Here is a 12,768-nt window from a genome sequence, read left to right as displayed (position 1 = left end):
GCTTCCATGACAACGTGATTGGACGATCATGGCTGCTCGGAGCATCCTGGTCTCATGTCTGATCAGCCGCTGCACCCCGACACCGTGGCCGTCCACGCCGGACGCTCCGACTTCGCCGCACTGGGGGTGCATGCGTCTCCCATCGATCTGTCCTCGACCAACCCGCTGCCCGACATCGTGCACGGCGGCGACTCCTACGAGTCGATCTCGACGGGCGGCCACCCGCTGCCCGAAGGCGGCAACGTGTACGGACGGCTGTGGAACCCGACGGTGGCGCGGTTCGAGGAGGCGCTGGCCGAGCTCGAGCACGCCGAGGAGTCCGTCGCGTTCAGCTCCGGAATGGCCGCGACCACCGCGGCGATCCTGTCGCACACGACCGCGGTGGGCAAGCATCACGTGGTCGCCGTCCGCCCGCTGTACGGCGGCACCGACCACCTGCTCGACTCGGGACTCCTGGGGGCCGAGGTCACGTTCTGCGAAGAGGGGGAGGTACCGGGGGCCATCCGTCCCGACACCGGACTGATCGTCCTGGAGACGCCCGCCAACCCCACCCTCGACCTCGTCGACATCGCCGCCGTCGTCGAGCACGCCGAGGGTGTTCCCGTCCTCGTCGACAACACCTTCGCCACCCCGCTGCTGCAGAATCCGCTCGACCTGGGCGCGACGATGTCGCTGCACAGTGCGACCAAGTACATCGGCGGGCACGGCGACGTGATCGCCGGCGCCATCGCCTGCTCCGCGCAGACCGCGCAGCAGCTGCGGCGAGTCCGCGCGATCACGGGCTCGCTGCTGCACCCCCTGGCCGCGTATCTGCTGCACCGGGGCCTGCCGACTCTGCCGGTGCGCATGCAGGTGCAGCAGGAGAACGCGCGGAAGCTGGCCACGCTGCTGCAGGACGATCCCGCTGTTGCGACCGTGTTCTACCCGGGGCTGGATGACCCGCGCGGCATCGTCGGACGGCAGATGCGGGGCGGGGGAGCGATGGTCTCCATCCGTCTGACCGGCGGTTATGCGGCCGCGGAGGCGCTCACCGGCGCGGTGCGGCTGTTCACCCACGCGGTCTCGCTCGGCGGAGTGGACTCCCTCATCCAGCATCCCGCCGCCCTCACGCATCGGCCCCTGCCTCCCGACGTGCGGCCGGGAGCCGACATCATCCGGCTGTCGATCGGTCTGGAGAACATCGACGATCTCGCCGCCGACCTGACGCAGGCGCTGGCGGCGACGCCCGAAGCGGCCTCCGTCTGATGCGCTGACGCGGATGCCGGGGGTTCCCCGAACGCACAACATGCGCCCGTGCACGTCGTGAAACGATGGAGCAATGAGTTCCGTCAACGCCGCAGCCAATCTCACCCGCGAAGAGACCGCTGAGCGGGCGTCGTGCATATCGCCGCGCAGCATCCGCGTCGAACTCGATCTCAGCGGCGCGCCCGAGCAGACGCGCACCGGGTTCCCGAGCATCACGACACTGGAGTTCGGGGCGACCACGGAGACGACCTGGATCGACTTCATCGGCGAGGAGGTCTCCCGTGTCATCGTGAACGGCCAGGAGCGGGACGTGCGGTGGGACGGTGCGCGCATCGCGATCGACGCGCTCAGCGCCCAGAACGAGGTCCGCATCGAGGCGGTGGCCGCCTACAGCCGCTCCGGCGAGGGCATGCACCGCTTCCACGACCCGGTCGACGGCGAGACCTATCTGTACACGCAGTACGAGCCCGCCGACTCGCGCCGCGTGATGGCGTGCTTCGAGCAGCCGGACATGAAGGCGTCGTACACGTTCGAGGTCACCGCGCCCGCGGGTTGGCACCTGCTCTCGAACCAGGCCGCCGGGCGCGTGCGCGAGGGCATCGGCGTGCAGACGGTCGAGTTCGCACCGACGCTGCCCATCTCCAGCTACATCACGGCCGTCGTCGCGGGTCCGTACGCCCGCATCGACGGGGAGTGGTCCCGGGCCGATCAGCACATCGCCCTGGGGGTGCTGTGCCGTGCGTCGCTGGCGGAGCACCTGGAGGCGGACGAGATCCTCGAGGTCACCCGGCAGGGGCTGGACTTCTACAGCGACGCCTTCGCGTACCCCTACCCGTGGGGCAAGTACGATCAGATCTTCGTGCCCGAGTACAACCTCGGCGCGATGGAGAATCCCGGTCTGGTGACCTTCACGGAGGCGTACATCAGCCGCGGCGCGGCGACGGATGCGCAGCGGGGCGCGCGGGCCAACACGATCCTGCACGAGATGGCGCACATGTGGTTCGGCGATCTCGTCACGATGCGGTGGTGGGACGACCTGTGGCTCAAGGAGTCCTTCGCCGACTACATGGGGTCTCACGTCTCCGCCGCGGTGACACGGTTCACGGACGCCTGGGCGCGGTTCGCGAACACCCGCAAGGCGTGGGCGTACAAGCAGGACCAGCTGCCCACCACGCATCCGATCGTCGCCGACATCCCCGACCTCGAGGCGGCCAAGCTGAATTTCGACGGGATCACCTACGCGAAGGGCGCCGCCGTGCTCAAGCAGCTCGTCGCGTTCGTCGGCGAGGAGGCGTTCTTCGAAGGCGCCCGCCGATACTTCGCCGCGCATGCGTTCGGCAACACCACGCTCGATGATCTGCTGGACAAGCTGGAAGAGGTCTCGGGTCGCGACCTGCACGCGTGGTCCCGCGCCTGGCTGCAGACCAGCGGGGTCTCCGCACTGCGGCTGGAGACGGATGCCGAGGGGCACCGCGTCCTCCTCCAGGACGCCGGTGCGGCGGGGCCCCGCCCGCACCGGCTGCGCGTGGGCCTGTACGACCTGCGCGGCGGGCGCCTGGCGCTGCGCGAGCGCATCGAGCTCGACGTCACGCAGGCGCGCACGGAGATCGAGATCCCGGACGTCGACCTCGTCCTCCTCAACGACGACGATCTGACCTATGCGAAGGCCCGCCTGGACGAGCGGTCCCTGCAGACGGTGGAGCAGTCGCTGTCGACCCTGGAGGACGACCTCGCGCGGGGCCTGGTGTGGTCGGCGCTGTGGAATGCCACCCGGGACGGGGAGCTGCCCGCGCAGCGCTATCTCGATATCGTGCGCCGCCATGCCATGGCCGAGACGAACGTGGGACTGCTGGGGGCCGTCCTCGGCAACGCGGCCTTCGCCGTGCGCCATTACGTCGCCGACGAGGCGCGGGAAGGCCAGGCACGGGCCTGGACGGACACGACCTGGGCCTCCCTGCAGTCGGCGGACGCCGGCAGCGACGCGCAGCTGACCTGGGCGCGCGCCTTCGCCTCGGCAGCGGCCTTCGGCGGTCACACGGACGACGTGCGGGCGATCCTGGACGGCGATGCGCCGCGTGGACTCGTCGTCGACGCCGACCTGCGCTGGCTGCTGCTGACGGCGCGGGCGACGACGGGGGACGCGTCGGCGGAGGACATCGTGGCTGAGTGCGACCGGGACGACACCGCGGCGGGTCGCACAGCGGAGATCCGAGCCCTGGCGTCACGACCGGACCCCGACGTGCGTGCGGCGGCCTGGGCAGCCGCCTGGAACGATCTCGTGCTCAGCAACGACCACCTCGACGCCACCATCGACGGGTTCCGGGCAGGCGGTCGCCGTGATCTCATCGCCGCCTACGACGAGGAGTACTTCACGCGCATCCGGGAAGCCTGGGAGACTCGCAGCATCGAGATCGCGCGGCGTCTCGTGCTCGGCCTGTTCCCGGCCTCGCATTCCACCGCACTGGCGGATGCCTGGCTGGATGAGAACGTCGACGCCCCCGGCGCTCTGCGGCGCCTCGTGATCGAGTGCCGTGACGAGCTGGCGCGCGATCTGCGGGTGCGAGCGGCGCAGGGTGCTCTCACGCACGGCTGAGGCGCTCAACTCCTCAGCATCCGCGACCCTGCGATGGCCACGAGAACGGCGATCGCCGCGCTGAGGACGGTCAGCACTGCCATCGGACTCCAGAACAGCAGTGCGATCGCGGTGAGCAGCGGCGGTATCGTCATGCCGACGTAGGCGATGAGGAAGATGCCTGCCAGGGCCTCGCCACGGTGTGCATCATCGGCGATCCGTCCGACAGCGGAGAGGGCCGCACGGAACAGCACTCCGACTCCCGCTCCGGCAAGACCGCCGCCCAGCAGGAAGAGCACCAGTGATCCTCCGGCAGCGCTCAGCGCCAGTGCGCCCAAGCCCGCCACGGCGGCGATGATCGCGAGGGCGAGCTGCTGACGTTGCCCCATGTGCACTGTCAGCGTCTGGGCGAGCGAAGCGGAGATGAACACGATGAACGGTGCGACGCCCGCCATCAGAGCGGAATGCAGGTGCAGGATCCCGACGAGGAACGTCGAACTCAGGCCGGAGAAGGTGCCGAACACGGCGAACCCGCCGAACGCCGCGGCCGCCGCGGCGAAGTAGACGCCCCGAGAAGTGGAAGGTACGCGGATCCGCTGCGGTCGGTACGGGACGTGGGGTGTGGAGATCTTCGCTGTCTCGGGCACGCGAGGGACGAGGATCAAGCCGATGAGGAACAGCGCACCGAAGGGGATGTACGACCACACGAGCGGGTGTGCCGAGACCGTGGCGATGATGCCGGCGGCAAGAGGGCCCAATGCGATGCCGCCCAGATTGGTGAACGTTGCGATGACGGTGGACACAAGCGGCCTACGCCCGGTTCTCGTACCGAGCTCAGCGAGATAGGCGGTGGCGGTGGCGGTGAGCAGGCCGATGGCGATTCCGCTCGCGGCTCGGGCGACGATGAGCCCTGCCACATCATTCCAGAACAGGAACACGATCACCGATGCGAGATTGACGATCAGCGAGAGGAACACCATGCGTCGACGCCCGAAGCGGTCGGACAGGTGTCCGGCGAGGTGCAGAGAGAGCATCACACCGAAGGCGTAAGCGGCGAAGATCACGGTGACGACGAGTGTCGGGTAGCCGTCTCTGCGCTGATAGATCGCGTACAGGGGCGTTGGCACGGCACAGAATGCCATCTCGATGAGGAAGGCGGACGAGATGATCCAGAACCCGGATCGCGCTGTGAACCGGATATCGCGGCGGTGATGCCGTCGATGCTCGTGCGTCGGGGAGGGAAGGGTGTCGGTTTCGGTCATCTGTTCAGGTTCGCGGCAACCCTGTGATCGTGTCCAACGAGTGGTATGCATGGCAGTGATCGAGAAATACGATGAGCACATGGATACGAGACAGATCGAGTACGCGGTCGCCGTGGCGGAGGAACTGAACTTCACGCGAGCTGCGCAACGCGTCTTCGCCGTGCAGTCCACGGTGTCCGTCGGCGTTCGTGCACTCGAATCCGAACTCGGCGTCGCACTGTTCGACAGAGACAAGCGGGGTGTGCGGATCACGAGCACCGGTGAGGCGGTTCTTCCATTGCTGCGTGAGTTCCTCGCCGCGGGAGAGCGGATCCGGACCGCGGTCGATCCTGCCGGCGGTCTTCGCGGTGAACTGCGCGTGGGGGTCTTCGCCCACCTCGGATACTTGGATCTGCCGTCGGTCATCGGGGCATTCCATCAGAGACATCCGCTCGTCGACCTTCGTCTGCGCCCTTCCCGTGGAGGATCCTCGGAACTGGCTGAGGACGTGCGTCGCGGGCGCCTCGACCTGGCATTCTTCGGGCTTCCGCCGTCGTCGGCGCCGGGGCTGGAAACCCGATTGATCGTGAGAAGCCCGTTCGTGGCGGTCCTGCCCCTGGGGCATCCACTGTCCGACGCGCAGAGTGTCGCGGTGCAGGATCTCTCGCGGGAGAGCTTCGTCGAGGCGCCGGACGGCTTCGGTCCGCGTGTGGTTCTCGATGCTGCCCTGCGCGGCCTCGGTGTGACGAGAGTCATCGCGACGGAGATCGGCGAACTCGGAGCGATTCCGGCTTTCGTCGAGGCCGGCCTGGGCGTCGCGGTGATTCCTGAGATCTTCATCACAGACAGGAGCGCCGCCGTGTCGGTGCGACCGCTGTCGCATCCGATCGACTGGGACTTCAACGCCGTGACAAGGCCGCATCCGAGTCCCGCGGCGCGGGTGCTCCTCGAGGCGATCGTCAGCTCCGCGACGCGACGCTCAGCCGCGCCGCATACCGCGGCATGATGGCGATGAGACGACGGGCATCCGTCGAAGAGACGTGGCGCTCCCGTCAGACCTCGAGCCGGTCGCCGGACTCGAGGATGAAGAACTCCCCGCCGCCCTGCTCCGTGGCCCACTTCAGACGATCGCGGTGCAGGCTCTTGCCGATCTCGGACAGCGTCCCGTCATGCGTGCCGAACGCGCGTCGGGGCCGCACGGCGAGGACGAAGTCCATGGCCTCGCTGATCTTGAGCCAGGGTGCGCCGAGCGGCGCTGCGAGGGTCCCGACATCGACGCCCTCCGGCACGGCGTAGGAGTCGCCCGGGTAGTACAGCTCGTCGTCAACGAGCACGCCCACGTTCTCAATGACAGGGATGGAGGAGTGGATGACGGCGTGCAGACCGCCGAAGAAGCGCAGCGTGAACCCGCCGGCGGTCATCGTGTCGCCGGGAGCGACCGTCGTCAGGTCGTAGCCGGGTGCCAGGGCCGCCACGGCCGCCGGCGCGTACACGGGCACCGACGGGGCCGCATCCCGCAGTCGGTCCAGATGCTGTGGTGTCCAGTGGTCCTGATGCTCGTGCGTGACGACGATCGCCGCGACGGTGTCGAGCCCGTCGATCGGCGAGGTGAACGACCCCGGGTCGACCAGCAGAGCCGCATCGTGGTCATCGATGCGGAGGGCGGCGTGCTCGAGCTTGGTGATGCGCATGCATCCGAGTCAACCGCAGGACCGCGCCGAGCGGCAACCGCGACGGCGACACGCCCGCGTCATCGCCGAGGCCGTCGTGATTTGGCTCCGGGGAATGCTCATGAAAGACTTGCGGGGTTGCCGATAGTCCTTCGCAGGACGGACGGCCCCATCGTATAGCGGCCTAGTACGCCGCCCTCTCACGGCGGTAACGCGGGTTCGAATCCCGCTGGGGTCACAGTGACACGAAGGCCCTCCGAGGAATCGGAGGGCCTTCGTCTTGCCTCGGCGCCGTGCAGATGTATGCATGGGAATACGAATGACGAGCCGCAGGTTGTCGCCGACCCGGCGGACGTCGAGTGCGGGTGTTCGCACGGTTCACGGCCCTGGACGCCGTCTCCGGCGGGCGGGCGGAGATCGTCGCTGAGCGAGGGCCGTTCATCGAGTCGTTCCCGCTCGCTTTCGACCTGAACCAGTATGAGGAGCTCTTACACCGATTTGTTCGCCTCGGGGCAGCATGGCATACTTGAACGGTTGCAGCGACGGCCCCATCGTATAGCGGCCTAGTACGCCGCCCTCTCACGGCGGTAACGCGGGTTCGAATCCCGCTGGGGTCACCGACGCGACACAGCCCCTGCTTCGGCGGGGGCTGTGTCGTATCTCGGATGCGGAGACGCCGGCACCTCTGGACCTGTCAGTCAGATCATGCGATGGCCCCGGCTGTGGACAGATCCTCGGCGGAGCGCAGCGACAGCCTGCGCATCCCGGGCGTGCGCAGGGGGAGCAGCATGATCAGCATCATGGCCCCGCCGAACATGCTCGAGGAGTTTCACGCGGCCGCGATACGGCGGACGGACGGAAGGAGGAGCGACGCCTCTCAGGATTCCGGCGTCCTGCGGGCGCGCCGGCGGATGAGCCGGACGATCACGATGACCACCGCGGCGATGGCCAGCCATGGCAGCAGGAACCCGAGGGCGACCACGACGGCGTTCAGGGTCACCACCAGCCCGTTCCAGCCGTTCAGCAGGCCGTCCACGAAACCGGTCGCGTCGGCCTGCGCCGCGGAGGTCCGTCTGGTCAGCTGCACGTGGACGGTCGACATCGACACCTGCTCATCGAGGCTCTTCAGCTGCTGGCGGTAGCTCTCCAACTGCGCCTGGCGCTCGCTGAGCGCGCTCTCGGCGGAGATGAGGTCCCCCACGGACCCGGACTTCGACATCAGTTCCGTCAGACGCTGCACGGATGCCTCGGACGCATCCACGCGTGCACGCAGGTCGATGGCTGTCGACGTCACGTCCTGCCGGGAGATCGACGACTGCAGCACATCACCCTCGGCTCCGACCGAGTCGACGACGGACGTCAGGTCCGCCGCGGGAACACGCAGCGTGATCGTGCCGCGGTTCGGTGACGAGGGCGCCCGCTGGGAGTCCGCCCGCGTGGAATCGACGGGCGCATCGCCACTGCTGCCGATGTCCGCGGCCTCGACGTAGCCGTCGTTCTCGCGTGCCAGCGCAGTGAGGGCGTCAGCGGCGCGGCGCACGTCAGCCACGCGCAGATCGATCTGCGCGGTGGTGATGATGTCGCGGCCCGCCACGTCGCCGGCCGTGAGCGCGGATGCCGCCGTGCCGCCGGCCCCATCAGCCGTCTCCGGGGCGGCCCCGGCGGGGGCGAGACCGGTGCTGTGCATCTCGATGCTTTCGGCAGAGGCCCCGACCGGCGCGGCATCCGACAGGGATGACGGCGCCGAGAACATGGACAGCAGGGGAGGCGCGACCAGGGCGCCGACGACGAACGCCGCAGCGATGCCCAGCCCCGTCAGCCAGCGTCGGCGGGGTCGCATGCGCCCGAGCGCGGCGGTGGGGCGTCTCGGCGCCTCGTCCGTGATCTCGTCGAAGATCGCGCGCTCCATCCGCCCGATGGCCTCCTCGCTCAACGGCGGGAGTTCCGGAGTGCTGTTCTCGCTCATGCCTCCCTCATCTCCTCGCTCGCGCCGCGCAGGCGCGTGCGTACTCGCGACAGACGGTTGCGGACGGCCCCATGGCTGAGCCCGACCTCGTCGGCCGCGACCTGGTAGCCGTACCCCTGCACGGCGCACAGGATGAGGATGCGACGGTCGACCTCACCCAGCTGGCCGACCTCCCGCGCGATGCGGTCGGCCAGCTCCGCGGAGATCACCTGATCCTCCACGCTCACCGTGTCGGGCAGTCGCTCATCCACGGCATCCGCCGTGTTCGCGCGATCGCGACGCAGCACCCGAAGCCGATTCGCCGCCTGGAAGCGGCAGATCGTCGCCAGCCAGGGCAGCAGCGACTCTCCGGTCAGCTCCAGCCCCGGCAGCTTCCGCCACGCCACGACGAAGGTCTCCTGGGTGATGTCCTCCGCATCCTGCGCCGAACCGAGGATGCCGTGGGCGATCCAGTACACCGGCCTGACATGGGCGCGATAGATCTGGCGGAAGGCCGCCTCATCTCCGGACGCCGCCCGTGCGGCCCACTCGCGATCCCGTGTGCTGGTCGGCATAACCCGTCCCGTTCGTGTCTGTCTGATCAGGAAGTGTCACGTGCGCCCTCATCGTCTCAGATCGGCGTGCCGGGGACCCGGATTCTAGGCGGATGCGACCGATCCGGTGGCATCGGCTATCATCGTCGGTGCGAGAGGGAGTATCCCGTCATCGCGCGGATCGTCATCACGAGCGTCGTCATCGTCGCTCCGGTCCCGCGGCGCGCTTCGGCGCGGGGAGAGACTTTCGGTTCTTCCGTCAGTCTCCGAAAGGACCCCTCACGTGGCTGTTCCCGTCTGGTTCGAGATCGTCTCCCTGGTCGTCCTGACCGGGATCCTTCTCGGCGATCTGCTGCTGATCCTCAAGCGACCACACGTGCCCAGCACGAAGGAGTCTGCCCTGTGGGTGGTCTTCTACGTGTCGCTGGCACTGCTGTTCGCGGGGGTCCTGTTCTTCGTGGCAGGATCCGGCACCTCCGTCGACTTCATCGCAGGCTGGGCGACCGAGTACAGCCTGTCGATCGACAACCTGTTCGTGTTCATCCTGATCATGACGCAGTTCCAGGTGCCACGCCGTTACCAGCAGGAAGCGCTGATGGTGGGCATCATCATCGCGCTGGTGCTGCGAGCGGTGTTCATCATCATCGTCGGTGCAGCGATCGAGCACCTCAGTCCGCTGTTCTACGTGTTCGGAGCGTTCCTGCTGTTCACCGCAGTGCGGCAGACCCTGCCCGAGAAGGATGACGAGGACGCGCGGACCGAGAACTTCATCGTGCGCCAGATCCGTCGTGTGGTGCCCATCAGCGACGCGTACGACGGGCCGAGAGTGCGCACGGTCGTGGACGGCAGGAAGATGTGGACGCCCATGCTGATCGTCTTCGTCTCGCTCGGTGTGACCGATCTGATGTTCGCCGTCGACTCGATCCCCGCCATCTTCGGCATCACGACGAACCCGTACATCGTCTTCACCGCGAACCTGTTCGCGCTCATGGGTCTGCGTCAGCTGTACTTCCTGCTGGGAGACCTGCTCGAGCGCCTGAAGTACCTGCACTACGGTGTGGCCTTCATCCTGGCCTTCATCGGGGTCAAGCTCGTGCTGCACGCCATGCACGTCAACGAGCTGTCGTTCATCAACGGCGGGGAGCCGATCGGGTGGGCCCCGGAGATCAGCAACGGGCTGTCGCTGGCGGTGATCTTCGGATCGATGATCGTGGCGAGCGTCGCGAGCATCATCGCCGCTTCGAGAGACAAGCGCACGGCGCGGTGATCCCGTGATGCGACCGACCACGCCGTCTCGCGGTGCGACCGGCCGCGCGACGCGTTGTAGACTGACCGACATGCGGCATGAGCTCGTTCTCCTTATTCGCCGCGACGGGTCCTCGATCTAGGCCTTCCTCGTCGCGGAGTCCATCGTGGGCCGACTCATCGAGCCATAAGGAGCGCACACCGCATGACCAGCAGCACCCGACCCCGCACCCTCGCCGAGAAGGTGTGGGAAGACCACCTCGTCGTCAAGGGCGAGAACGGCGAGCCGGATCTGATCTACATCGATCTGCACCTGATCCACGAGGTCACCAGCCCGCAGGCGTTCGACGGCCTGCGGGCCGAGGGGCGTCCGCTGCGCCGCGTCGACCTGACGATCGGCACGGAGGACCACAACACCCCCACCCTGAACATCGACAAGCCGATCGCCGACCTCACCAGCCGCACGCAGATCGAGACTCTGCGTCGGAACGCGGAGGAGTTCGGGGTGCGCCTGCACTCCCTGGGCGATGCCGAGCAGGGCATCGTGCACGTCGTCGGTCCTCAGCTGGGGCTGACCATGCCCGGGATCACGGTCGTCTGCGGAGACTCGCACACGTCCACGCACGGCGCCTTCGGCGCCATGGCCTTCGGCATCGGCACGAGCGAGGTGGAGCACGTGCTGGCGACGCAGACCCTCCCGCTGAAGCCGTTCAAGACGATGGCGATCAACGTCGAGGGCGAGCTGCGCCCCGGCGTCACGGCGAAGGACATCATCCTCGCCGTGATCGCGAAGATCGGCACCGGCGGAGGCCAGGGTTACGTGCTCGAGTACCGCGGCAGCGCCATCCGCGCCCTCTCGATGGAGGGCCGTATGACGATCTGCAACATGTCGATCGAGGCCGGCGCCCGCGCGGGGATGGTCGCCCCCGATGAGACGACATTCGCGTACGTCAAGGACAAGCCGCATGCGCCGCAGGGCCAGGATTGGGAGGATGCGGTGGCGTACTGGCGCACCCTCCCGACCGACCCCGATGCGGTCTTCGACGCCGAGGTCGACATCGACGCGAGCGAGCTGGAGCCGTTCGTCACCTGGGGCACCAACCCCGGACAGGGCAGCTCGCTGTCCGCATCCGTCCCCGACCCCGCCGACTTCGAGGACGCCAACGACCGCGCGGCAGCCGAGCGCGCGCTGGAGTACATGGATCTGACCCCCGGAACGCCCCTCAAGGACGTGAAGGTGGATGCGGTGTTCATGGGCTCGTGCACCAACAGCCGCATCGAGGACCTGCGCGCCTTCGCATCCGTCATCGCGGGCAAGAAGAAGGCCGACGGCGTGCGGGTCATGGTCGTCCCCGGCTCTGCGCGGGTGCGGCTGGAGGCCGAGGCCGAGGGCATCGACAGGATCGTCGAGGAGTTCGGGGCGGAGTGGCGCTTCGCCGGATGCTCGATGTGCCTGGGGATGAACCCCGATCAGCTCGCACCGGGGGAGCGCTGTGCGTCCACCTCCAACCGGAACTTCGAGGGGCGGCAGGGCAAGGGCGGCAGAACCCACCTGGTCTCCCCGCTGGTGGCCGCGGCCACCGCCATCCGAGGCACACTGTCGAGTCCGAGCGACCTGGTCGCCGAGGAGGTCTGAAACATGGAGAAGTTCACCACGCACACCGGCGTCGCCGCCCCGCTGAAGCGCTCGAACGTCGACACCGATCAGATCATCCCCGCCGTGTTCCTCAAGCGCGTCACCAAGACGGGCTTCGACGACGCGCTGTTCCACGAATGGCGCAAGGACCCGGCGTTCGTCCTCAACCAGGAGCCGTTCCAGCACGCGTCCGTCCTTGTCGCCGGTCCCGACTTCGGCACGGGATCCAGTCGTGAGCACGCGGTCTGGGCGCTGCGCGATTACGGGTTCAGAGCCGTTCTCAGCCCGCGTTTCGCCGATATCTTCCGCGGCAACTCCGGTAAGCAGGGCCTGCTGGCGGCGACCGTCGACGAACCGGACATCGAGCGCATCTGGGCGCTCATCGACGAGGAACCGGGCCGGAGCATCACCATCGACCTGGAGGCCCGCACGGCGACGATCGCGGACTTCCAGGTCTCCATCGGGATCGACGATTACACTAGGTGGCGGCTCCTCGAAGGGCTCGACGACATCGGGCTCACCCTGCGCAACGAAGACAAGATCGCGCAGTTCGAGGCCCGCCGCGAGTCGTGGCGGCCACGTACGCTCCCTGTCCGGTAGGGCACAGGAGGCGCGGTGAGCCGGGGGTCAAGAGCCCCCGCGGCATCAGCCGTGATTGGA

10 protein-coding genes and 2 tRNA genes are annotated in these 12,768 nt (G+C 68.0%); 8 read left to right on the top strand and 4 right to left on the bottom strand.

Annotated features, from left to right (window positions below):
* Positions 1–54 precede the first annotated feature (54 nt).
* Together ABD770_RS00200 and pepN are read left to right on the top strand one after the other, a co-directional pair.
* Positions 55–1,245: a trans-sulfuration enzyme family protein gene (locus ABD770_RS00200; protein WP_344817473.1), complete on the top strand. Its 1,191-nt coding sequence runs from the start codon at positions 55–57 to the stop codon at positions 1,243–1,245.
* A 73-nt stretch (positions 1,246–1,318) separates the two neighbouring features.
* Positions 1,319–3,838: an aminopeptidase N gene (gene pepN / locus ABD770_RS00195; protein WP_344817472.1), complete on the top strand. Its 2,520-nt coding sequence runs from the start codon at positions 1,319–1,321 to the stop codon at positions 3,836–3,838.
* A 5-nt stretch (positions 3,839–3,843) separates the two neighbouring features.
* On the opposite strand, the gene ABD770_RS00190 is transcribed toward pepN, so the two are convergent.
* Positions 3,844–5,079, bottom strand: a complete 1,236-nt coding sequence (locus ABD770_RS00190) for an MFS transporter (RefSeq protein ID WP_344817471.1) — start codon at positions 5,077–5,079, stop codon at positions 3,844–3,846.
* Between the two features lie 79 nt (positions 5,080–5,158).
* Here ABD770_RS00190 and ABD770_RS00185 point away from each other — a divergent pair, with 79 nt between their 5' ends.
* A complete protein-coding gene (locus ABD770_RS00185; RefSeq protein WP_344817470.1) occupies positions 5,159–6,064 on the top strand; it encodes a LysR family transcriptional regulator in 906 nt (301 codons plus the stop codon).
* A 46-nt stretch (positions 6,065–6,110) separates the two neighbouring features.
* On the opposite strand, the gene ABD770_RS00180 is transcribed toward ABD770_RS00185, so the two are convergent.
* Positions 6,111–6,749 carry an MBL fold metallo-hydrolase gene (locus ABD770_RS00180; protein ID WP_344817469.1) on the bottom strand — a complete coding sequence of 213 codons (639 nt, stop codon included), beginning with the start codon at positions 6,747–6,749 and terminating at the stop codon, positions 6,111–6,113.
* Between the two features lie 144 nt (positions 6,750–6,893).
* On the opposite strand from ABD770_RS00180, the gene ABD770_RS00175 reads away from it, so the two are divergent.
* Both ABD770_RS00175 and ABD770_RS00165 read left to right on the top strand, forming a co-directional pair.
* Positions 6,894–6,966 (top strand) — tRNA-Glu (locus ABD770_RS00175).
* A 306-nt stretch (positions 6,967–7,272) separates the two neighbouring features.
* Positions 7,273–7,345 (top strand) — tRNA-Glu (locus tag ABD770_RS00165).
* A 260-nt stretch (positions 7,346–7,605) separates the two neighbouring features.
* Here ABD770_RS00165 and ABD770_RS00160 read toward each other — a convergent pair.
* Positions 7,606–8,694, bottom strand: a complete 1,089-nt coding sequence (locus ABD770_RS00160; RefSeq protein WP_344817468.1) for a DUF4349 domain-containing protein — start codon at positions 8,692–8,694, stop codon at positions 7,606–7,608.
* The gene (locus ABD770_RS00155; protein ID WP_344817466.1) at positions 8,691–9,248 is read right to left on the bottom strand and encodes an RNA polymerase sigma factor; all 558 of its coding nucleotides are present in this window, start codon (positions 9,246–9,248) and stop codon (positions 8,691–8,693) included. The genes ABD770_RS00160 and ABD770_RS00155 overlap by 4 nt, the downstream gene beginning before the upstream one ends.
* Before the next feature lie 262 nt (positions 9,249–9,510).
* Here ABD770_RS00155 and ABD770_RS00150 point away from each other — a divergent pair, with 262 nt between their 5' ends.
* The 3 genes from ABD770_RS00150 (at position 9,511) to leuD (ending at position 12,708) form a co-directional block, all read left to right on the top strand.
* Positions 9,511–10,494, top strand: coding sequence for a TerC/Alx family metal homeostasis membrane protein (locus ABD770_RS00150; protein WP_344817465.1), 984 nt, complete (start codon positions 9,511–9,513; stop codon positions 10,492–10,494).
* 183 nt (positions 10,495–10,677) lie between these two features.
* Entirely contained in the window at positions 10,678–12,108 is a 1,431-nt protein-coding gene (leuC, locus tag ABD770_RS00145) for a 3-isopropylmalate dehydratase large subunit (protein ID WP_344817464.1), read from the top strand.
* Between the two features lie 3 nt (positions 12,109–12,111).
* Entirely contained in the window at positions 12,112–12,708 is a 597-nt protein-coding gene (leuD, locus tag ABD770_RS00140; protein ID WP_344817463.1) for a 3-isopropylmalate dehydratase small subunit, read from the top strand.
* Positions 12,709–12,768: the final 60 nt, after the last annotated feature.

The organism is Microbacterium soli (assembly GCF_039539005.1).
In the GTDB taxonomy this organism is placed as follows: Bacteria; Actinomycetota; Actinomycetes; order Actinomycetales; family Microbacteriaceae; genus Microbacterium; species Microbacterium soli.
Note: the sequence above shows the minus strand (reverse complement) of the source record. Positions and strands in the feature narration are given on the sequence as shown.